The 20,914-nt window shown below is 71.7% G+C and carries 16 protein-coding genes; 8 read left to right on the plus strand and 8 right to left on the minus strand.

All coding sequences use genetic code 11. The features are described 5' to 3' along the window. Window positions 1-447 precede the first annotated feature (447 nt). Complete coding sequence (locus ABZW03_RS01125) at window positions 448-5,943, plus strand: DUF4011 domain-containing protein (protein ID WP_355250201.1); 5,496 nt, start codon at window positions 448-450, stop codon at window positions 5,941-5,943. Window positions 5,944-6,147: 204 nt separating this feature from the next. On the opposite strand, the gene ABZW03_RS01130 is transcribed toward ABZW03_RS01125, so the two are convergent. Together ABZW03_RS01130 and ABZW03_RS01135 are read right to left on the minus strand one after the other, a co-directional pair. Then, a complete protein-coding gene (locus ABZW03_RS01130; RefSeq protein ID WP_355250203.1) occupies window positions 6,148-7,491 on the minus strand; it encodes a GH1 family beta-glucosidase in 1,344 nt (447 codons plus the stop codon). A 214-nt stretch (window positions 7,492-7,705) separates the two neighbouring features. After that, a complete protein-coding gene (locus tag ABZW03_RS01135) occupies window positions 7,706-8,599 on the minus strand; it encodes an NAD(P)-binding domain-containing protein (protein WP_355250205.1) in 894 nt (297 codons plus the stop codon). 144 nt (window positions 8,600-8,743) lie between these two features. Between ABZW03_RS01135 and ABZW03_RS01140 the strand changes: the two genes are divergently transcribed. Continuing rightward, window positions 8,744-9,757 carry a helix-turn-helix domain-containing protein gene (locus tag ABZW03_RS01140; RefSeq protein WP_355250207.1) on the plus strand — a complete coding sequence of 338 codons (1,014 nt, stop codon included), beginning with the start codon at window positions 8,744-8,746 and terminating at the stop codon, window positions 9,755-9,757. Between the two features lie 229 nt (window positions 9,758-9,986). On the opposite strand, the gene ABZW03_RS01145 is transcribed toward ABZW03_RS01140, so the two are convergent. Then, the gene (locus ABZW03_RS01145) at window positions 9,987-11,177 is read right to left on the minus strand and encodes a putative peptide maturation dehydrogenase (RefSeq protein ID WP_355250209.1); all 1,191 of its coding nucleotides are present in this window, start codon (window positions 11,175-11,177) and stop codon (window positions 9,987-9,989) included. A 104-nt stretch (window positions 11,178-11,281) separates the two neighbouring features. Here ABZW03_RS01145 and ABZW03_RS01150 point away from each other — a divergent pair, with 104 nt between their 5' ends. Further along, a complete protein-coding gene (locus ABZW03_RS01150) occupies window positions 11,282-11,614 on the plus strand; it encodes an NHLP-related RiPP peptide (protein ID WP_355250212.1) in 333 nt (110 codons plus the stop codon). 65 nt (window positions 11,615-11,679) lie between these two features. Here ABZW03_RS01150 and ABZW03_RS01155 read toward each other — a convergent pair whose 3' ends face one another. Continuing rightward, entirely contained in the window at window positions 11,680-12,324 is a 645-nt protein-coding gene (locus ABZW03_RS01155) for a TetR/AcrR family transcriptional regulator (RefSeq protein WP_355250215.1), read from the minus strand. Between the two features lie 59 nt (window positions 12,325-12,383). Here ABZW03_RS01155 and ABZW03_RS01160 point away from each other — a divergent pair, with 59 nt between their 5' ends. Then, window positions 12,384-13,850 carry an aldehyde dehydrogenase family protein gene (locus ABZW03_RS01160; RefSeq protein WP_355250218.1) on the plus strand — a complete coding sequence of 489 codons (1,467 nt, stop codon included), beginning with the start codon at window positions 12,384-12,386 and terminating at the stop codon, window positions 13,848-13,850. Window positions 13,851-14,072: 222 nt separating this feature from the next. Beyond that, a complete protein-coding gene (locus tag ABZW03_RS01165; protein ID WP_355250221.1) occupies window positions 14,073-14,756 on the plus strand; it encodes a TetR/AcrR family transcriptional regulator in 684 nt (227 codons plus the stop codon). A 17-nt stretch (window positions 14,757-14,773) separates the two neighbouring features. On the opposite strand, the gene ABZW03_RS01170 is transcribed toward ABZW03_RS01165, so the two are convergent. Both ABZW03_RS01170 and ABZW03_RS01175 read right to left on the minus strand, forming a co-directional pair. After that, window positions 14,774-15,283, minus strand: a complete 510-nt coding sequence (locus ABZW03_RS01170; RefSeq protein WP_355250224.1) for a DUF4863 family protein — start codon at window positions 15,281-15,283, stop codon at window positions 14,774-14,776. Between the two features lie 210 nt (window positions 15,284-15,493). After that, window positions 15,494-17,044: a sialidase family protein gene (locus ABZW03_RS01175; protein ID WP_355250227.1), complete on the minus strand. Its 1,551-nt coding sequence runs from the start codon at window positions 17,042-17,044 to the stop codon at window positions 15,494-15,496. A gap of 451 nt (window positions 17,045-17,495) precedes the next feature. Between ABZW03_RS01175 and ABZW03_RS01180 the strand changes: the two genes are divergently transcribed. Further along, window positions 17,496-18,011: a SigE family RNA polymerase sigma factor gene (locus ABZW03_RS01180; RefSeq protein ID WP_355250230.1), complete on the plus strand. Its 516-nt coding sequence runs from the start codon at window positions 17,496-17,498 to the stop codon at window positions 18,009-18,011. Here the strand turns inward: ABZW03_RS01180 and ABZW03_RS01185 are convergent. Continuing rightward, window positions 17,959-18,717 (minus strand): hypothetical protein, encoded by a 759-nt coding sequence (locus tag ABZW03_RS01185; protein ID WP_355250233.1) that lies wholly within the window; start codon window positions 18,715-18,717, stop codon window positions 17,959-17,961. The two genes, ABZW03_RS01180 and ABZW03_RS01185, sit on opposite strands and share 53 nt — an antisense overlap. 46 nt (window positions 18,718-18,763) lie before the next feature. On the opposite strand from ABZW03_RS01185, the gene ABZW03_RS01190 reads away from it, so the two are divergent. After that, complete coding sequence (locus tag ABZW03_RS01190) at window positions 18,764-19,123, plus strand: hypothetical protein (RefSeq protein ID WP_355250236.1); 360 nt, start codon at window positions 18,764-18,766, stop codon at window positions 19,121-19,123. 139 nt (window positions 19,124-19,262) lie between these two features. Here the strand turns inward: ABZW03_RS01190 and ABZW03_RS01195 are convergent, their stop codons facing one another. Beyond that, on the minus strand, window positions 19,263-19,700 hold the full coding sequence (locus ABZW03_RS01195; protein ID WP_355250239.1) for a glutaredoxin domain-containing protein: 438 nt from the start codon (window positions 19,698-19,700) through the stop codon (window positions 19,263-19,265). Between the two features lie 242 nt (window positions 19,701-19,942). Here ABZW03_RS01195 and ABZW03_RS01200 point away from each other — a divergent pair, with 242 nt between their 5' ends. Beyond that, window positions 19,943-20,857 carry an ABC transporter ATP-binding protein gene (locus ABZW03_RS01200; RefSeq protein WP_355250242.1) on the plus strand — a complete coding sequence of 305 codons (915 nt, stop codon included), beginning with the start codon at window positions 19,943-19,945 and terminating at the stop codon, window positions 20,855-20,857. The last annotated feature ends 57 nt before the right edge of the window (window positions 20,858-20,914 follow it).

Consider the following 20,914-nt stretch of genomic DNA (forward strand, 5'->3'; position numbering starts at 1 on the left):
TTGGCTTGCTGTTCTTCTTCGGCGTGGTCTGCCCAGCCGTATGGTCGAGGAAGCCCCAACGCCAGCGAGCGGCCCTCAAGGTGATGAACACCCTCCTCGGCCGTAGCCCGGCGAGAACACCGGCACCGCAGTAGGCGTCCCGGGGAGGCGGGACACAGACCGCCTCCCCGGGACGCCGACTACCGCTGACGCCAGAACTGGTGGGTGGCGAGGACGGTCAGCACGGCGGTCCAGGTCGCCCTCGGTGGGCGCTACGGCAAACCGGTGATCACAGTCCGGTGCTCGGCACCTGCCGGGCACCGGGTCTCAGATCAGCCACGAACGCCCTCGGCACGGCACCACGCATTAGGCTCATCCAACGCGCTCACCTGCGCATCCCCTTATGACAGAACGGAGTTGTCCGGCTTGGAATACCGACGCCCCGGAAGCCGGAGTGGCACTGACCCGTTGGAGGGACTGCTCGACCACTGGCAGAAAGCCCTCATCGATCTCGGCTTCCGAAACCGGCTCGTGAGCTACCGCCGCACCAGAAACCAGGCCGGCATGGACATCACCGCTCCGGGGTTGGCCGACATCCTCAACCGGTTGTCCGGCGGATGTGTCTTCGCGCCGGTCAAGGAGTCCGAACCGGACCCCGGAGCGACACGGTCGGCCCTGCCCGTCAAGCTCGACAAGCCAGCACGAGAAGCGGCGACCTTGGCCGGGAGCCGGCCGATCGACACACCGGCTTCCCGCACCAGTGCCAGGCGCCCCACCCAACGAATCGAACTCACTACCTCCAAGGCGACGCAGGCCGAGCAGGACCGCCATTTGCGACGGCTGGTGACCGTCGCAAAGGAGAAGTTCAACGACTACGGCCTGTGGGTGCTCCACCTGGGCGTCGGTTTCCTGGAGTGGCGGCCGGCACCGTCGGCGGAGAACGTCGTCTCACCACTGGTGCTGGTTCCCGTGACGCTCCGCAAGTGGAAGGGCGACTCGTACCTGCTGGAGATCAACGGCGACGAGGAAGTCACCTTCAACCCGGCCTTGGCGATCAAGATGGAGGAGCTCGGGATCGACTGGCCGGGTCCGGAACAGGTCGACCTCCCTGATGTCCCGGCGCTGCTGGACCAGGTTCGGCGGATTGCCTCGAAGCGCGAGGGCTGGTCGGTCCGTGACCGGATCGTGCTCGATGCCTTCAACTCCAGCAAGGAGGCCATGTACCGCGACCTCAAGGACAACCGGGCTCGAATCCTGAAGAGCCACCTGGTTCGCGCGATCGGCCTGGGCGGAAACTCGAACCTTCCCACCGCCACCTTCGACTTCGACCCGGTTCCGCTCGACCGGATCGACCAGCTCCAGCCTCCCGAGCAGACTCCGCTGGTCCTGGACTCCGATTCGTCGCAACGCCAGTGTGTGGCCGCCGCCGTCGAAGGCCGGAGCTTCGTCATGGACGGGCCGCCCGGCACCGGCAAGAGCCAAACGATCACCAACATCATCGCTGGGCTCCTCGACCAGGGGCGAACCGTCCTCTTCGTCAGCGAGAAGGCCGCAGCTCTCGACGTCGTACGCAACAGGCTCAAGGACGTAGGTCTCGACGACTACGTGCTGGCCCTGCACAGCAACACCATGGGCCGAAAGCAGGTCGCCCAGGAACTCGGCAGGGCACTCGAAGCCCCTTCACGCTCGTTTCCCGGAGCCAGAAACGGCGAACGCTCCGCGGCGAAGGATCTCCGCGAAGAACTCTCCGGCTACGCCGCGGCGATGAACGAGCACCGCGCTGGCCTCGGTGCGTCCCTCCACACGATTCTGGGCCGCATCGCCCTCCTGGAGAAGGTCTATCCGCTGCGCCCGGAACCGTCCTTCGACGCCGGTGGGATGACAGAGGAGGTCCTGCACCAGATCACCGAGGCCGCTGGCTGGATCGCCCGATCCTGGCGTCCCGCCGTTGAGGGCGAAGCCTTCGTTTGGCGGGACCTGGCCGGCGTTCGTGGCGAGCTGGAGGCCCTGGACCGGGCTTTGGAAGAGCTCGACGGCATCCGCCGCACTCTCGCCCCGCACGCGGTGCTGCTCGACGCCATGGGGTGGGAGGGCCTCCACGACGCAGCCCGTCTGGTCGAGGCACTGCGCATGGGCGAGAAACGCCCCGTGCTTCCCGTCTCCTGGCTGGGCCTGGACTTCGCCCACCTCACTTCCGCAGTCGAGTCGTTCATCGGACGGCACACCCACGCCGTGGAGTCAGAGCGACGCGCAGTGCACGCGCTCGGTGCCAGCTGGATGGATCTCACATCGACCGGATCGCGTGCCGGAACAACCGAGTGGTCCGCACCGTCGAACCTCCCATCCTCCACACTGGACCTGACGGTCCTCACAGCCGACCAGGCCGAGGCCCTGATCGCTCAGCTGGCGACCGACGCCGATGCGCTGAACCAGGCCTGCCAACTCTCCGCCGGCGCCGCCCGGATGTACGGCGTTCCGGAGCCGGTCACCTGCGAGGACGCCCTCCGACTGGCTCGGCTGGCCGCGTTCTCGGCTGCCCCGCCCGCGCAGAAGCCGCCTGCCCGCTGGCTGACCCCGGAAGGGCTCAGCGCTGCCCGGACGGCCCTGTCCCGCTTGTCCGAGGCGATCGACAACCTACGAGCGGCACGCGGTAAGGCCCAGCAGGTCTTCACCGACCGTGTGTTGGAGGAGGAGGCGCTGGAGGAGGTCGCACAGCGCTTCGCCACCGTTCACCAGACCTTCGTCGGCCGGTTCTCAGCCGGACGCCGAACCGACCGCCGACTCGTCCGCACGCTCCTTCCCGATCAGGGCAAGTGCACCAAGAGCGTCATCGCCGCGCTGCCCAGCGCAGTCGCATGGCAGAAAGCCCAGCAGGCACTGACGCAGGAGGCCCGGCTGGAGAGCCCTGCACTGGCACACCTCTGGAAGGGTGAGGGCACCGATTTCGACGCCGCCGCCGACCTGCTCGCCCGCGCCGAGGAGATCCTGGATCTCGCGCCACGGGTGACGAACCCAGAGGCCCTGCGAGGAGAACTCGCGCACGGCGGAAGTCCTCGTGCCGCGGCGCGGACCGCCGCGGCACAGGCCGCGGAGATCCTCACCCGGTGGCGGGACTCGCTGGTCCCCCCACCGGCCGTCGGCGCCCCCTATACACTGGAGGACGAACCGATCGCCTCGGCCGCCCGGTGGAGCCGGGACCAGCTGCCGCCGCTCCGATCGGCGAGGGATGTACTGCAGACCGTGGGCTCGGTGTCGGGCTGCACCGACTGGACCCTGCGCGGCGCGCTGGATGCCCTGAGGCTGGTGTCAGACGCCGTCGCGGCGAATGAGCAGTTCGAAGCTCCCGCCACACAGGACCGGCAGTTCCTTGAGGTTCTCTACCGTGGACGCGCCACCGATCCGTCGGCTCTCCGCGCGGCCGTCGCCTGGGTCTCCGAGCTGCGGACGGCCTGTGCTCTCGTCACCGGCCAGGTTTTCCCGGTCGAGAGCACGAAGGCGCTTCACAGCGCCAGGCGAGATGCGGAGCTGGAGGACGCCGTGGCCGGGTGGTCCCGCGCGAGCGCCCAGCTGACCGGGTTGTTCATCGCCGAGCGGGAGCAACAGCTGCAACTCGCCCTGACGCGGGACCTCGTGTCCGCCGAGGCGCTGCTGGCCCAATTGGACGGCGACCGTGGTGGGCCGGACGAGTGGGCGGCGTATCTGCGCGGCCGACGGGTACTCGATGCGCGGCACCTCGACGATCTGGTGGCGCGGGCCGTCAAGGCGGGCGTGGAACGGGACGATTTCCGCGCCGTCGTCGAGAAGGCCGTCCTCCGCTCATGGGCGGACCGCGTCATCGAGAACGACGGCCGACTGCTCTGGACCCGGTCCCAGGACCGGGACGACCGGGTGACGGAGTTCCGGAAGGTCGACCAGGTCCTGCTCGAGCAGGCACGGATCCGGGTGGCACGAGCCTGCGACGCCCGTCGCCCTGGTGTCCTGCGTGACGCGGGCACCAGACTGCTGAACACCGAGGGCCGCAAGAAGACTCGTCACAGGCCGGTCCGCACGCTGCTCAGCGAGGCGGACAAGGCCGTACGACTGGTCAAACCCTGTTTCATGATGAGCCCGTTGATGGTCAGTAGGCTGCTCCCGCCGGACTTCACGTTCGACGTGGTCATCTTCGACGAGGCGTCCCAGGTACTGCCGCAGGATGCCATCAACTGCGTCTACCGCGGCCGTGCCTTGATCGTCGCGGGCGACGAGAACCAGCTCCCGCCGACCGCCTTCTTCACCGCGGGCGAGGACGAGGACGAGGATGACGCGGTCCCCGGTGAGGCGGAGGACAAACCGACCAGCTATGAGTCCCTGCTCACCCTGGCCAAGGGCAGTGGGATGATCAAAAACCTCTCACTGCGCTGGCACTACCGCAGCCGCCACGAGCACCTGATCGCCTTCAGCAATCACGAGTTCTACGACCGATCGATGACCACATTCCCAGGTGCGCTGGCCGACAGCCCCGACGTGGGCGTGGCCTTCCTGCGAGCGGCGGACGGCTGCTATCAGCCCGGAGTCGGCGCTCGTAACAACCCGCTGGAGGCCAGGGAGGTAGCCCGCCGGGTGATCCACCATTTCGACACCCGTTCCGGCCTCTCACTCGGCGTGGTGGCCCTCTCGCAGGCCCAAGCGGACGCCATCCGGGAAGCCGTCGACGATGCCAGGCATGACCGACCCGACCTGGACGACCACTTCTCCGAGGACCGTCTGGACGGCTTCTTCATCAAGAACCTTGAGACCGTCCAGGGCGACGAACGCGACGTCATCATCATGTCGGTGGGCTACGGCCCTGATCCGTTCGGCAAGTTCTCCCGCAACTTCGGTCCGATGAACCGGGCGGGTGGCTGGCGCCGTCTCAACGTCGCGGTGACCCGGGCACGGTTCCGGGTCGAGGTCGTCGCCTCCTTCGACCCCGACGAACTCGCCGAAACCGGAGGGGAGAGCTTCCGCTACTTCGCCCGCTACCTGAAGTACGCCAAGCACGGTCCCTCCGTTCTGGCCCAGCAACTGGAGGAGGCGGAACTACCTCCTGAGAGTCCATTCGAGGAGTCGGTGCTGGAGGTACTGCAAGGCTGGGGCTACACCGTGCGGCCCCAGGTCGGCGTAGCCGGCTACCGGATCGACCTGGGCATCCGCGACCCTCGGCGGCCGGGACGGTACGCGCTTGGGATCGAGTGCGACGGTGCCATGTACCACTCGTCGAAGGCGGCCCGTGACCGGGATCGTCTCCGTGAGTCCGTGCTATCCGGCTTGGGGTGGAAGCTGCACCGGATCTGGGGCACGGACTGGTACCGGAACCGGGCAGGCGCCGAGGCTCGGCTCAAGGAAGCCGTCGAACGCGAGGTCGGCCCTCCGGGGCAACTGCATGAGATGTTCCGCATTCCCGCCCAACAGACCTCGGACCGGCCGGGCTTCGTACCGCCGCCCGCGATGGCGGGCCTGGCGTCCCCACCCGAGATTCCCGCCCCTGCCTCTCGGGTTACGGCCCGACAGGAGTTCCTGTCAGGGCCAGTGGGGCAGCGTATCGACCACGAGCTGGGGCAGATCCGTAAAAGACTGGAACAGGAGTCCTCGTCCGACCACCGGGATGGGCCGCGAACACGAGCAGATCATCTCCGGCGCGAGCGGGACCAGCAGGCCGACCTGGAAGCCCGTGCGGCTGTCCTCAAGGCCTACCTCGCCGGCGACCGCACTGCTCCGGCTGACGTCGTCAGCCCTGGCCGCGTGGTGACCCTGTGTTTCGACGGCGAGGACGAGGAGCAGGAGTACGAGATCACGTCAGGAAAGCCCTTCGACGAAGGGAGCACCCAACTGAGCCCCTTCACGGCCTTGGGCAAGGCGCTCACCGGCCGCCCAGCCGGAATCACTGTCACTTGCGACGAGAACGGGCGACGGATCGCCGTCCACATCCGCAAAATCCGCGATTGAGTACTGAGCGGGCGGTGGCTTGCCACCGCCCGCTCAGTACTCAATCCGCACGTGACTGGCCGAACCACTGGCGGAGGGCCGTCGGACAGTCGGACGTCCTGCCATTTGCCTCTCGGCGCGGTACGAGGCTGAGGATTCGCGGCGCGAAGCGCCACCAGACCTGCACCGAGCCGAACGGGTCACTATCGCCGCACCACACTTCAACTACCGCTCGTTTCGCCCTCGATAGGCGGTGATCAGGTCGCGGTACCAGGCATACGAAGCCCTCGGCGTACGCCTTTGCGTGTCGAAGTCGACGTGGACCAGGCCGAAGCGCTGGTGGTAGCCCTCGGCCCATTCGAAGTTGTCGAGGAGGGACCAGGTGTAGTAGCCGCGGATGTCGACGCCCTCGGCGGCGGCTCGGGCGAGGGCGTCGAGGTGGGCGGACAGGTAGTCGATGCGGGGGTGGTCGGGGTCGGTGGACTCCTCGACCGAGCAGCCGTTCTCGGTGATGGTGAGGGGTGGGAGGGACTTGCCGTACAACTCGTGCAAGTGGACGAGGAGTTGGCGGAGGGCATCGGGGACGACGGGCCAGCCGAAAGCGGTGTGGGGGACGTCGGGGATGTCGACGAGGTCGAAGGGGAGGAGGCCCGGGTCGGTGGGGGCGGCGATGCGGGTGGGGTTGTAGAAGTTGACGCCGAGGCCGTCGAGACCGGGGGTGTGGACGAGGTCGAGGTCGCCGGGGCGGACGGCGCCGTAGATGTCGTCGGGGACGCCGAGGGCGGAGAGGTCGGGGTAGCGGCCGAGGAGGACGGGGTCGGTGAACAGGCGGTTGTGGAGGGCGTCGTAGGCCGCGGCGGCGGCGAGGTCGGCGGGGGCGGGGGTGGCCGGCTCGACGGGGGTGAGGTTGTTGGAGAGCATGACGTCGAGGCCGCGCTCGTGGAGGACGGCGGCGGCCAGGCCGTGGGCGAGGAGCTGGTGGTGGGCGGCCGGGAGGGCCTCGAACATCAGGGCGCGGCCGGGGGCGTGGGTGCCCAGGGCGTAGCCGAAGACGGTGTGGACGAAGGGCTCGTTGAGGGTGATCCAGGCGGGGACGCGGTCGCCGAGCCGGTCGGCCACGACGGCGGTGTAGTCGGCGAAGCGGTACGCGGTGTCGCGGTCGAGCCAGCCGCCGCGGTCCTCCAGGGCCTGCGGGAGGTCCCAGTGGAAGAGGGTGGGGAGCGGGGTGATGCCCGCGTCGAGCAGGGCGTCCACCAGGCGGTCGTAGAAGGCGAGTCCGGCCGGGTTGACGGCGCCGGCGCCGGTGGGCAGGACGCGGGGCCAGGAGATGGAGAAGCGGTAGCCGTCCAGCCCGAGGCCCTTCATCAGGGCGATGTCCTCGGGGTACCGGTGGTAGTGGTCGCAGGCCACCGCCCCCGTGTGGCCGTCGCGGACGGCGCCGGGGCGGGCGACGAAGGTGTCCCAGACGGACGGGCCGCGGCCGTCCTCGGCCACCGCCCCCTCGATCTGGTAGGCGGCGGTGGCGACGCCCCAGCGGAACCCCGCCGGCAGGTCGAAACGGTCCGGCATGACAGCCTCCTGACAATATGTGAGGAGTCCTCATGTTATCGACGTCGCACCCGAACACCAGAGGGCCGTCGGCCACGTGGGCACCCCTGGGGTCCGTCTTCGAACTCGCGTCTGCGGGTCGGCGCCGACCTGGCCGGCGCCGACCACGCTGGGACAGCCGTGGCCCGGAGGCCGGCGGTGACGACGGCGCCTGCGCGCCGTGAGGGGTGGTGTGTCAGGCGGAGGGCTTGCGGAACTGCTCGATCAGCGCCGCGTAGCCGCTCTCCCCGTGGCCTGCCGCGACCGCGCGGTCGATGATCGCCTGGTAGAACTTGGGCAGTTCGGCGTTGACGCCGAGGGTCTCGCTCTCCTCGACGAGGAGACCGATCGCCGCCTGGTGGACGAGGTTGGTGGCGTCCCCCGCCGGGTACTCGCCCTCGTCCATCTGCGGGGCGTAGGCGCTGACGTAGCCCGTGATCACGTTGATCATGGTGTTGGCCAGCGGGGCGAAGGTCGTGGCCTTGATGTTCGCCGTCCCGAGCAGAGCGGCCCCGTGCAGGAAGCTGTTGAGGATGCTCCACATGATGCCGAGCAGCGACATGTCGTAGAGCGCGGACAGCCCGTGGTCGGTGTCGAGGTAGACGGACCCGACCGGGCCGAGCACCTTCAGCGTCGCCTCGTGCTGCTCGTAGGCCTCCTTCGGGCCGCTGTACAGCAGCACCGCCTTCTCGGTGGCGATGTCCGGCGGCATGGCCATGATGACGCCCTCGACGTACACGAGTTCACGCTGTGCCGCCCACTCGGCCTTCTGCCGGCCCTGGGCCGAGGTGCCCGTGGTGAGGTTCACCAGGACCCGGCCCCTGAGGGAGTCCTCCAGCGGGTCCAGCAGAGCGTCGACGGCGTCGTAGTCGGAGACGCAGACGATGACCAGCGGGCTCGACTCGACGGCCTCCCGCACCGATCCCGCCAGGGTCGCGCCCCGGGCGACGAGGTCGTCCGCCTTCCGCGCCGTGCGGTTCCACACCGTGGTCGGGTGCCCGGCCTTCACGAAGGACGCCGCCAGGGCCTGGCCCATCAGTCCGAGGCCGATGACCGTGACCGGTGCCTGGGACGCGTCGGTGTTCGACATGAGTGATGACTCCGTTCATTTCTCCACAGGGGTCGGAACGGCTTCCGGCGGCCGACCCGTTTCCAGCACGATCGCACCGGGAACGGGGCGCGAACAGTGGCAGAAGTGACCGGCATCGCAAAATTCCTGCCATAGACTCACGGCATGGTTCCTGGATCTGTGGCCATCGCGTTGATCAACGACACGGATATGCAGGTGTGCGAGGTGTACGAGACCGCGATCGCGAACGCGGTGTTCGGCGACCCTCAGCCCGATCTCGTCGATCCCTGGTACGACCTGCGCCTCTGCTCGGTCGGCGGCCCCTCCGCGGACGGCGCCCGGGGGTTCTCGGTGCGCACGCCCCACGGCCTGGACGGCCTGGTCGGAGCGGACACCGTGATCGTCCCCTCGGTCCCGGACGCGGTGGTCTCCCACGGCGAGCCGCTGCCCTCCGACTTCATCGCGGCCCTGCGCGCGGCGGCCGCCGCCGGGGCCCGGATGGTCTCGCTGTGCACCGGGGCGTTCGCGCTCGGCGAGGCGGGCCTGCTCGACGGCCGCCGGGCCACCGCGCACTGGCTGCACACGGCGGAGCTCGCCAAGCGCTACCCCGAGGCGACCGTCGACGACTCGGCGCTCTACGTCGACGAGGGGCAGGTGCTCACCAGCGCCGGCATGTCCGCCGGGCTGGACCTGTGCCTGCACCTCGTGCGACGCGACCTGGGCGCGTACGTGGCCAACCAGGTGGCCCGCCGGATGGTCGTCTCCGGCCACCGCCCGGGCGGACAGGCCCAGTTCGTGGACCTCTCCGTCCCGGTCACCGACGGCGACGGGCTCGGCCCGGTGATGGACTGGGCGAGCCGCAACCTCGACCGGCCGCTCACCGTGGACGGCATGGCCCGGCGGGCGGGGATGAGCACCCGGACCTTCTTCCGGCGCCTCCAGGCCGCCACCGGCATGACGCCGCTGAAGTGGCTGCTCAACCAGCGGCTGGTCCGTGCGCAGACCCTGCTGGAGACCACCGACCTGCCGATCGGCCGGGTCAGCGAGGCCAGCGGCCTGGGCACGGCGGCCAACCTCCGCCGCCACTTCACCCTGCACGTCGGGGTCACGCCCACCGACTACCGACAGGCCTTCAGCGCCGACCCGGGCGGGCGGCGCAGCGGCCGGGCGGTCGGCTGAGGGCGGTCCGCCCGGCCGGGGGGGGGCGGTCGGCTGAGGGCAGGCCGCCCGGCCGGGGGCGGGGCCCCGGCCCACGGGGGCGGGGCCGGGGCACCGCCGCTCCTCCGACGATTCGCTCGGATCGGCCTCTCACGGTGCTCGGTGGGACCGGTACCGCGCCGCCGAACCGCCGGATGCCGATCGGTCCGGCGCCTCCGTGAGCGCCTCGCATCCGGGTGGCCGGACGGGTTCAGCTCCCGTCGGCCGGGTCCGCCGTTCGCTGCCAGATCTCCTCGGCCGGGTCGAATTCGCTGGTGGTCATCGCGGGCGCGCGCCAGCCGAAGCCGCAGACCGCCAGCGGGCCTTCGGTGAGCGGATCCAGGCCGAAGCCGCGCTCGATGTCGATCTCGTTGATCGCCGAGGTCACGAAGGCGCCGAGGCCGAGTTCGGTCGCGCTCAGGTACAAGGTCTGGGACAGGTGCCCGCTGTCGAGCACCAGGGCGCGGTAGGCCTTGGCATGCTGACGGTACTTCCAGAAGCTGCGCGCGTAGCGCGGCACCAGGACCGCCAGCACGGGGGCGTCGGAGAACCAGTGCTGACCGGCCAGGGCGCGGCGCGCGAACCGCTCCAGTGGTTCGTCCGGGGCGGGCAGCCGCTCCAGCACGTGATCGACCGCGTGGTAGTGGTACAGCCCGGGTGCGAGACCGTCGACGTTCTGCACGATCAGGTAGGCCTCGGTCGGGTGCAGGCCGCCTCCGGACGGCGTGTGCTTCTTGAGGAACACGGTGTCGTCGTCGATGCGCACCTGCGACTGCGCGGCGAACACGCGCTGCAGCATGTGCGCGCACGTCGCCAGCGGCAGCGCCCGCTCGCCGTCGAAGTTGCGGCAGGTCGCGCGCCGCGCCAGCATCGCGTCGAACTCGTTGCCGTCGATGCGCGGCAACGGCACCCGATCCGCCGCGTCCCCGCGCCCGAGCGCGTGGGTGGGTGGCGGGCCGAGCTTGCGCCGCAGGTCGGCGGCGGTGGTCAGCTCGTTGGCTTCCATGCTGCTGACGCTGTCCAGGCCCTCCCACCGCGCGAGCCGGTGCATCATCGCCGCGGGCGGCCACCAATGGCCGGCCCGCAGGACGTCGTCGCGTTCACGGTGAGCGGCCTGGCGTTCGTCGTCGGCGATCACCAGGCCGCTGTCGATCAGCTCGGCCACCAGGGCCGATTCCTCGGCGTCCAGTGCGTCGGCCTCCTGCCATCCGCCGGGGCTCAGCCGGCCGAGCAACTCGCGCTGCGGCGCGGTGACTTCGACCTCCCCGTCGAGGTGCGCGGCCAGGGCCAGCCAGCGCCGGGTACGGCCGAGCCCGGCACCGCCGGTCAGCAGCGAGTCCAGGTCGAAGACCACGTCTTCGCGGGGCTCCAGGAACAGCACGGCACAACGACGAATGCGCATGGGGATCCGTTCGGTGGATGGCGGATCCGGAGCGCGGGATCCGGTATCGACGGCGCCGCGGGAAGGCTCCCGTGCCGCACGGCGGTCAGCTATGGTTTTCTACCATGCGGACTCAGGTACTGGGGAACGAGAAGCTGCACCTTCCGGCCGCCGTCGTCGATCGACTGCTCGAACTGCTGAGCACCGACGACCACTTCCGCCGGCTGTTCACGCAGGACCGCCACGCGGCCCTGGTCCGGGCCGGTTGCGCGCTGTCCGCGGAGCAGCTGCGCGCGGCCTCGCCGCTCACCTGTTTGACGGTGGGTCGGCTGGCCGCCAAGGAGGCCATCGCCGACGCCCGCGAGGAGCTGCGCGCGCATCTCCTGACCGACGCGGCGTACAGCAACCCGCACGCGCTCGAATCCGGGGAGATGCACGCGGTACTGCGCCGGAGCTGACCCGCCCCCACCTGGTCAACACCTTTGCGGGTCCGCGCCGTTGGGCGATGGCCTGCGCTGACCGCTCAGGCCGCGGGCCGGCCGCCCACGGCGCGCAGGGCGAAGGGCAGCAGGCGGTCGGCGGCCAGGCGGGCGGTGGCCGGGTCGACGTCGTCCGGCGGTTGGGGGGTGAGCAGGAAGTGGCTCATCACCGGGCCGAGCACGACCTCGCCGACCAGGTCCGCGTCCGCGACCGGCGGGATCTCGCCGCGTTCGACGGCCCGTCGCACGACCTCCGTCACCCGGCGGTACACCGGCTGGAGGAAGGCGCCCACCAGCGCGCCGGCCAGGGCGGTGTTGTGGGCGGCCTCACCGATCAGGGCGCGGATCAGCCGGCCGCCCTCGCCGGTCATCGTGGCCGCCTTGTCGTGGAGGACCACCCGTAGGTCGCCTTCGAGGCTGCCGGTGTCCGGCTGCGCGTACGAGCCCTCGCCGTACAGCGCGGCGGCGGCGATCACCAGGTCCTCCTTGGACGACCAGCGGCGGTAGAGGGTCGCGGTGGACACCCCCGCCCGGGCCGCCACGGCGGCGGTGGTCAGCCCGCCGTAGCCGCTCTCCGCCAGGACGGCCAGCGTGGCGTCCAGCAGCGCCCGGTCCCGGGCGGCGTCGCGGGGGCGGCCCCGACGCGCCGTGGGCTCGACGGGCTGGGACGGGGGCGTGCTGGGGGTCATGCCGACGAGTCTACCGAAACAAGAAACGAAAGTGTTTCGTTTCGTTTATGCTCGGCGGCATGACCACGGACACCGCGGGCCCCGCCACCCTGCCCACCGACGCGGCCGGCACCGACGCGAGCGGCACCGACGCGAGCGGCACCGACGCGAGCGGCACCGACGCCGCCGCCACCGTCGCCCGGCTGAATGCCGCCTTCGCCACCGGCCGCACCCGCTCCATCGCCTGGCGCAAGACCCAACTCCGCGCTCTGCGAAGGCTGTTGACCGAGCAGGAGGCGGCCTTCACGGCCGCCCTGCACGCCGACCTCGGCAAGAGCGCCACCGAGGCGTACACCGGCGAGATCGGCCTCGTGGTCAACGAGATCGACCACACCCTGCGCCATCTCGACCGCTGGCTGCGGCCGAGCCGGGTACCGGTCCCGCTGGCGCTGCGGCCCGCCCGGGCCCGTACCGTCCGCGAGCCGCTCGGCACCGTGCTGATCATCAGCCCGTGGAACTACCCGCTGCAGCTCGCCCTCGCCCCGCTGGTCGGCGCGCTCGCCGCCGGGAACTGCGCGGTGGTCAAGCCCAGCGAACTCGCCCCGGCCACCTCGGCGCTGCTCGCCCACTGGCTGCCCCGCGCGCTCGACCCGCAGGCCGTCGCCGTGGTCGAGGGTGCCGTGCCGGAGACCACCGCCCTGCTGGAGCAGCGTTTCGACCACGTCTTCTACACCGGCAACGGCACCGTCGGCCGCATCGTGATGGCCGCGGCCGCGCGCCATCTCACCCCGGTGACCCTGGAGTTGGGCGGCAAGAGCCCGGTCGTGGTCGAGCCCGGCACCGACCTCGCCACCGCGGCCCGCCGGATCGCCTGGGGCAAGTTCATGAACGCCGGCCAGAGCTGCACCGCCCCCGACTACGTCCTCGCCATCGGCGGCACCGCGACCGCGCTCGAACCGCACCTGACCGCCGCGATCCGCGCGATGTACGGCACCGACCCGGCGAAGAGCCCGGACTACGGCCGCATCGTCAACGAGCGCCACTTCGACCGGCTGACCGCCCTGCTCGCCGACGGCCGTCTCGTCACCGGCGGCGACCACGACCGCGCCACCCGCTACCTCGCCCCCACCGTCCTCGCCGACGTCGACCCGGACGCCCCGGTGATGCGCGAGGAGGTCTTCGGCCCCGTCCTGCCGATCATCCGCGTCCCCGACCTCGACGCCGCGATCGCCTTCATCACCGCCCGCGACAAGCCCCTCGCCCTCTACGCCTTCACCCCCTCCCCCGCCACCAAGCGCCGCCTCACCGCCGAGACCTCCTCCGGCGCCCTCTCCTTCGGCGCCCCCAACGTCCACCTCACCGTCCCGACCCTGCCCTTCGGCGGCGTCGGCGAGAGCGGCCTCGGCCGCTACCACGGCGCCTACTCCCTCGACACCTTCAGCCACACCAAGGCCGTCCTCGACAAGCCCCTGGCCGCTGACCCCCTCCGCCTCGCCTACCCGCCCTTCACCCCGCTCAAGAACCGCCTCCTGCGCCGCCTGCTCTGACCGCAGCGTCCTTCGGCCAGGCGTCGCACGACTGGGCGGCCCACCCTTCCACGCGACCGCACGTTCTCACCGGACGCACTGCACAGGGAAGTCGACCTCCACCGGACCGGCACGGAGACGCCGGCCCGGTGGAGGTCCGGTCCCGGCCTCGTCGACGGCGACCGGCCGCGCGGCCCGACGCCCGGAACTGGTTAGGGTGGACACCCGAAGGAGGCACACCCCGTGAGCAGCAAGGACGAGAGCGCCCGTCGGGCGGCGGGCAGGGCGAAGGCGAAGGCGGTCGCGCCCGAGGCGGGGCAGGCCCCGCACGCCGGCGGCCGGCCGCGGGACCCGGCGATCGAGGAGGCGATCCTGCGGGCCGCCCGCGCGCGTCTCGCAACCGACGGCTACACCCGGATGACGATCGGGGACGTGGTCGCCGACGCCGGCGTCACCCGCCCGACCCTGTACCGGCGCTGGCCGAACAAGTACGAGCTGGTCGTGGACGCCCTCCGGTACGGCCTGCAGCAGCAGCGCGAGGCCTACCGGCCCCTGGACGTCGACGCGATGACGCCGCTGGAGGCCTTCACCGAGGCCGTCCGGCGCCTCGACCCCCGCCACAGCAACGAACGCGCGATGGCCCTGCACGGCAACTTCATGGGCGAGGCCGACCGCGAACCGGCCCTGTTCGAGCTGATGCGCGAACAGGGCAACAAACCCCGCTGCGCCGAACTCGAACAGACCCTGCGCCACCTCCAGTCCACCGGCGCCGTCCGCCCGGACGCCGACCTCGACACCGTCGTCACCCTCTGCTTCGGCAGCTACTTCGGCGACTACCTCCAGACCGGAGCCGCCACGCCCACCGACCACGCCGACCGGATCGTCGCCATGCTCTGGCCCACGATCCGCGCGGTCGAGCAGGGATAGCCCCCGGCAGCGGGCACCTACGTCGCGCCCGGCCGGACGTCGTACGAGATGCGGCCGGCCGACAGGTAGAACAGCGCGACCAGCGCGCCGCCGCGCACCTCGGGGTAGTGCTTGCTGCCCGGCGCCGGAGCCGTCCAGCCCGCCCCCTGCCAGCCGAGCGGCCCGAGCAGCTCGGCGCCCGTGTCGATCGGGACGACCAGGTTGATCTCGCCGTACGGGTGCTGGTGGAACTGGCCCCGGTAGACCGGCACACTGTTCATGTACACGGCGGTGATGCTGACGTACCCCGTCCGCTCCGAGGGCGGCTCGATCACGCTGCGGCGGTAGTTCGGGCCGTCGATCTCGACGTTCGCGGCCCACCCCTCCTCCAGCCCCTGCCTGACCAGCGCCGACAGCTCCGCGTGCAGTTCGGACTCGGGGCCGTAGGTGCTGTTGAGCCAGGCCTCCAGCTCCCGGCCGGCGGTGCGGTTCCCGACCTCCCGCAGGAACGGGATGCTGCGCTCGACGAGTGCCTGCCTGCTGTCCATGCCGTCCGCCTTTCGAAGATTCGTTACAGCTGTTGACTGTAACGCTTCTTCGCCTTGCCTGGGAAGACCGTCGAGGGCCCCGGGGCACGGCGGAGCCCGTCCTCCCACCGGGGCGGGAGGACGGGCCGAGTGGGAGGACGGGGCGGGCCGGAGCGGGCCGGGACAGGCCGGAGCGGTCAGCGGCGACTCACCAGTGGGATCACCGGCAGATCACTGGCGGATCACCGGCCCACCCGGCCGTTCCCGGGCGGGCCCGGCGAACGCGACCGGCCCGGTGCTGGACGGGGTGGTCCCGGCGCGGACGGGCAGGCCGCCCGCGACGGCGTACATGGCCTCGTCGAAGGCCCGGCCGTCGGTCGGCGCCCTGCCGACCGCGAAGACCGCCACCGCCCTGCCGTTGAGGACGGAGGTGGAGAGGTAGTCGCCGACCATGCGGCCCCCCGACGTGGCGGCGATCCGGGTCAGCGGCATCGGACCGGCGACGGTCTGCGGCCTGCTCCAGGTGGCGCCGCCGTTGGCGGAGGAGATGAAGCCGACCGCCAACTCGCAGGTGGCGGCCGTGCAGTCGGTGTTCGGGTAGAAGTAGTAGTACAGCCCGAGCTTGGCGCCGGGGCCGGCGGTGTCGGGGTCGACGCCGAGGCCGGGGAGGAAGTGGTCGACGCCACTGGTGGTGGGGTCGATCGGCACCCGGGACACGGCGGACCAGGTGGTGCCGTCGACCGAGGTCGCGTAGACGATGTCGTTGGCCGGGCAGCCGGCGCGGAAGCGGCAGTCCTGCCAGGCGACGTAGACCCTGCCGTCGGCGTCGATCTCGGCGGAGGGCAGGCCGAGCCCGTCGCGCAGGCCGCCCGCGGCACCGTGCGCGAAGACGTCGGCGACCAGGACCGTGGGGCTCCAGGAGCCGCCTCCGTCGGTGGAGGTGAAGGAGCGGATCGAGGTGGTGTCGGTCGAGAACGGGACCACGACCGTTCCGTCGGGCCGCACCAGCGGCTGGCCGCCGAGGCCCAGGTTGACGCCGGACGGGCCCGTCGGGGCGGACCAGGTGGTGCCGCCGTCCCGGGAGACGGACATGACCATCAGGTTGTCGGAGGAGGGGATGTCCACCTCGATGTAGCAGGTGCCGAAGTACGGGCTGGTGGGAGTGTTGTCGCAGACGATCCACTCCTTGTCGAAGGCCTGGCCGTCGAAGCCGACCGCCCGCACCGGCTCCCGCCAGCCCAGGCCGTCGGCGGAGCGGCTGACGGTCACACCCATCGGGTTGCGCCCCGCGTCGATGACCAGGCCGGCGACCATCCAGGTGGCGTGCTTGGCGTCGTAGGCGACGACCGGGTCGGAGGCGCGGGCCCAACTGCCGTTTCCGTACTGGGCGGTGAGGCCGGGCAGCATGCCGCTCCGCCAACTGGCGCCGCCGTCCCGGGAGGTGCTCCAGCCGAGGCCGGCCGCGCCGCCGTCGGTGAACCGCCCGACCTGGGCGGCCGCGACGATCGTGCCGCCGTAGGCGAAGGTGTCGGGCTCCACCTCGGTGGCGTGCTGGCTGCCTGCGTCGATGAGCGGGTCGGCGCTCGCCCGGACCAGGTTCGGCCCGCCGCCGTTGACGCTCTGGGCGGGAACGGCCTTGTGGGAGGCCGGAGTTGCGACGGCGGCAGCGGCAGGGGTGGCCGCCGGGCCGGTGTTCCAGGCGGCGCCGGCCAGGGCGAGGGCGGCCGCCGCGACGGCGGCGAACGTCCGCCGCCAGGGGGCAGGGGTGCGCGGGTGCTTCATCCGAAGCTCCTTTGCGTGGAGGTGGAAGGACGAACGACGCGGGCGGACCGCGGTCCGGGGGCACGGCGGCCCGCTCCGGTCGGTGCGCGGGGGTCAGGACAACGCGCCACCACGCACGGGAAGTCGGCCGGACCGACGTCCTGTGCGGGAGGCCAACGAGGCGCCGCCCCGGTCAGAGGGGGGCAGCCCGACGGATGAGGAGGTGATGGACGTTCACGCGGGAGGACACGCGTGTTCGTAAATCGGAAGTGTGAGCTTGGTCATGACATAGCACAAGATGTGCGACCAGAACTCGCGAACGGACCGGCGCAGCCGGGTGCGGGTGCGGAACCGGCCGCCCGGTGGTGCGGGTGGTGCCGCGCGGGAGCGGTGCCATGCGGAAGTGGTGCCGCGCGGGAAGTGGTGTCGGTGGCTTGTCATCCGTTTCCGGGGCCCGGGGCGTCCTGGGGGTATGAAGCGCGAATCGATCCGCCCGGGGGGCTCCGGATCCGACCCGTTCGACGAGTTCGTCGCAGCGCGGTACCAGGCCCTGCTGCGGGGGGCGTACTTGATCACGGGGAACGTCCACGACGCCCGGGACCTGCTGCACGACGCGTTGGCGCAGGTGTACCCGCGGCGCTCCGCGATCCGGGACGCCGCGGCGACCGAGGGGTACGTCCGCAGAACGATGGTCCGCACCCACGTGTCGCGCTGGCGGCGGACCAGGCGCGAGGTGCTCACCTCCGCGCTTCCGGACGGGCCGGCGGCCCAGGAGGGCGAGCGGGACGACCGGTTGGCGGCGGCACTCGCCGGGCTGCCGAGGCGGCAGCGGGCGGCCGTGGTGCTGCGCTACTACCTGGACCTGCCGGTCGCACAGGTGGCGGAGGAGCTGGGGTGCTCGGTGCCCACGGCGAAGACGCATCTGGCGCGCGGGATCAAGGCGCTTCGACAGGACATGGAGAACGCGAGGGAGTTGGTGGGGCCGTGAGCGCTGAAGACAGGTTCGAGGAGGAGCTGGTCGTCCGGCTCGGCGCGCATGCGGCCGGGGTCACCGGCAGTCCGCCGCTGGCCGAGCTGCACGAGGCCGGGCGACGGCGGGCGCGGCGACGGACGGCCGTACGGGCGGTGACGGCGGCGGCGGTCCTGGTCGTCGGCGCGGTGGTGCTGACGCAGCTCGGCGGCGGGGGCGGGAACGGTCGTGCGGGGGTGGCCGGGGTCGGCGTCGGCGTGTCGAGTCCGTCGCCGAGCGGTTCGTTCCCGGCGCAGCAGCTCGTGACCCTGAGCTGCACGAAGGGGCCGTCGGCGATGCGGACGCCGGGGTGGCACCAGCACCCGAGCCAGTTCCCGAGCGGGCCTCCGTCCTCGGGGCAGCCGTCGACCGGCTTCCCGTCGTCGGCACCGCCCTCGTCGGGCCAACCGTCCTCGTCGGGCCAACCGAGCTCCGGCCAGCCGACCTCGGGGGCACCCTCGTCCGGCTTCCCGTCGACGGGTGCACCGCCCTCCGGCGCCGCCTCACCGACCGGCTCACCGTCCGGCTCGGCCACCGGCTCGGCGACCGGCTCGGCGACCGGTTCGGCCACCGGCTCGCCGTCGGACCGGCCCACGGTCCCGGGTTCCGCCTCGGTTCCCGCCTCGGGCTCCCCCACCGCCTGGCCCACGTCCTCGGGCTCGCCGTCGGCGCAGGTGTCGGGCACCCCGGAGTGGCTCCGCCTGGCACGGGCGGGTCAGGCCCTTGAGGACATGGCGCTGGCGCGGTACCCCGACCACTACTTCGGCACCTGCCGCGACACGACCACCGACACGCTCTTCGTGATGCGGGTGCCCGGCAGCGCCCTGGACGCCGACGTCACCGCCATGGCGGCCGACCAGCTCGCGGTGAAGGTGCAGTTCGCCGACGCGGCGGGCTCCCGGGCCCAGCTCCTGGCGTTCGCCTCCCGGATCCGCGCGGACACCGAGACCTGGCGGGCCAAGGGTGTGGTGATCGAGTCGGTGACGCTCGCGATCGACGGCGCCGGCGTGGTGGTCGACACCCCGCAGTGGCAGTCCGCCGAGGCGGAGATCAAGGCGACGTACGGGCCCCTGGTGGCCGAGGTCCGCTAGCCGCACGGGACTTGGCGCCCGACAGCACCGCCGCCGCACACCGGCGACAAACGGCAGACGGCAGACAACAGGCGGCAGACAACAGGCGGTACCACCGGTCGGCCCGGTGGTACCGCCTACCGGCGCGTCACTCCCCCGCTCAGCTCGCGGAGGAGAGCTGCCCGCGCACCCACGCGGGGTCGGGGTTGGTGTACGCCCGGCCGTCCACCACGACCGTCGGCACGGTCTCGTTGCCGTCGTTGGCCGCCCGCACCACCGCCGCCGCCTCCGGGTCGCGCCAGATGTCGACCCAGTACACCTGCCGGGCCGAGCGGCCGAGCTTCAGGCGCAGCCGCAGGCAGTACTTGCAGCCCGGCCGCCAGTACACCACCGGCCGGCCGTCGGCCGAGCTGCGGAGCTGCGCCTCCGCCGCCCCCAGCGACCGCGGGAAGACCAGGGGCGAGCTCACGAGCGCCAGCCCCGTGAACAGCAGCAGGTACAGGACGGCCGCTCCGCGACTCCCGTTGAAGGCGAGCCCGCCCGCGACGGCCGCACCCCCGAGCACCAGCAACAGCGGCAGCATCCACACACGCGTCATGGCGGCCCAGGCTATCCGCAGGCGCGCCGCCGACCGCGCACCGGCCCACAACGTCGCCCAACGGCCACGACGTACAGGACGTACAGGACGTACAGGACGTATGCGAAGCGCTCCCGTACATCACCCGGTGTCAACCGTTCGGTCGCGGGAGGTTCCACCGAACGGCTATCGCCCGGTCGATCCGGGCGGAGCGGCGCGCGCCGAACACTGGTGGGAGACCTCGGAGAACGGAGACCTGCACAGTGCCGGCGATCGTCGTTTCGAACCTGCGGATGCGGTACGGCCGGAAGGTCGTCGTGGACGACATCTCCTTCGACGTGCGGGAGGGGGAGATCTTCGGGATCCTCGGCCCCAACGGGGCGGGGAAGACCACGACGGTCGAGTGCATCGCCGGGCTGCGCGAGCCGGTCGGCGGCAGCATCTCGGTGTACGGTCTGGACCCTCGCCGAGACGCCGCCGAACTGCGCCGCATCCTGGGCATGCAGCTGCAGCGGAGCGAGCTCCCGGACAGGCTCCGGGTCGCCGAGGCGATGCGGCTGTACGCCTCGTTCTACGACGACTCCGCCGACTGGCGGGAGCTGCTGGCCGAGTTGGACCTGCTGGACGAGCTGGACAGCCCGTTCGCCGCCCTCTCCGGCGGGCAGAGGCAGCGGCTGTCGATCGCGCTGGCGCTGGTCGGCAACCCGAGGGTCGCCGTGCTGGACGAGCTGACCACCGGCCTGGACCCGGCCGCCCGGCGCGACACCTGGGAGCTGGTCGAGCAGATCCGCGCCCGGGGCGTCACCGTCGTCCTGGTCACCCACTTCATGGCGGAGGCCGAGCGGCTCTGCGACCGGCTGGCCCTGGTCGACGGCGGCAGGATCGTCGCACTGGACACCCCGGCCGGTCTGGTGGCCGGGGTGGGCGCCGAGCAGCGGGTGCGGTTCCGGCCGACCTCCCCGCTCGACGACCGCGTGCTGACCGCGCTGCCCGAGGTCACCTCGGTCGAGCGGCGCGGCCCGCAGGTGGAGGTCACCGGCACCGGCAACCTGGTGTACGCCGTCGCCTCCGCGCTGGCCCGCAGCCGGATCGTCGCCGCCGACCTGCGCGCCGAGCCGGCGAGCCTGGAGGACGCGTTCCTCGCGCTGACCGGCCGCCGCTTCGACCAGCCCTCGTAGCCGTCCCCGTAGTCGTCCCCGTAACCGTCCCGGCCTCGAAGCAGACCCCCATCCCCC

Origin of the sequence: Kitasatospora sp. NPDC004799 (genome assembly GCF_040609095.1) — a bacterium.
GTDB lineage: Bacteria > Actinomycetota > Actinomycetes > Streptomycetales > Streptomycetaceae > Kitasatospora.

Bases quoted from the DNA above. Each gene is read 5' to 3' on its own strand.
- ABZW03_RS01175 (WP_355250227.1), bottom strand. From the start codon at position 17,044: ATGAAGCACCCGCGCACCCCTGCCCCCTGGCGGCGGACGTTCGCCGCC.
- ABZW03_RS01195 (WP_355250239.1), bottom strand. From the start codon at position 19,700: ATGACGCGTGTGTGGATGCTGCCGCTGTTGCTGGTGCTCGGGGGTGCG.
- ABZW03_RS01150 (WP_355250212.1), top strand. From the start codon at position 11,282: ATGCGGACTCAGGTACTGGGGAACGAGAAGCTGCACCTTCCGGCCGCC.
- ABZW03_RS01160 (WP_355250218.1), top strand. From the start codon at position 12,384: ATGACCACGGACACCGCGGGCCCCGCCACCCTGCCCACCGACGCGGCC.
- ABZW03_RS01155 (WP_355250215.1), bottom strand. From the start codon at position 12,324: ATGACCCCCAGCACGCCCCCGTCCCAGCCCGTCGAGCCCACGGCGCGT.
- ABZW03_RS01190 (WP_355250236.1), top strand. From the start codon at position 18,764: ATGGCGCTGGCGCGGTACCCCGACCACTACTTCGGCACCTGCCGCGAC.
- ABZW03_RS01180 (WP_355250230.1), top strand. From the start codon at position 17,496: ATGAAGCGCGAATCGATCCGCCCGGGGGGCTCCGGATCCGACCCGTTC.
- ABZW03_RS01170 (WP_355250224.1), bottom strand. From the start codon at position 15,283: ATGGACAGCAGGCAGGCACTCGTCGAGCGCAGCATCCCGTTCCTGCGG.
- ABZW03_RS01130 (WP_355250203.1), bottom strand. From the start codon at position 7,491: ATGCCGGACCGTTTCGACCTGCCGGCGGGGTTCCGCTGGGGCGTCGCC.
- ABZW03_RS01140 (WP_355250207.1), top strand. From the start codon at position 8,744: ATGGTTCCTGGATCTGTGGCCATCGCGTTGATCAACGACACGGATATG.
- ABZW03_RS01135 (WP_355250205.1), bottom strand. From the start codon at position 8,599: ATGTCGAACACCGACGCGTCCCAGGCACCGGTCACGGTCATCGGCCTC.
- ABZW03_RS01145 (WP_355250209.1), bottom strand. From the start codon at position 11,177: ATGCGCATTCGTCGTTGTGCCGTGCTGTTCCTGGAGCCCCGCGAAGAC.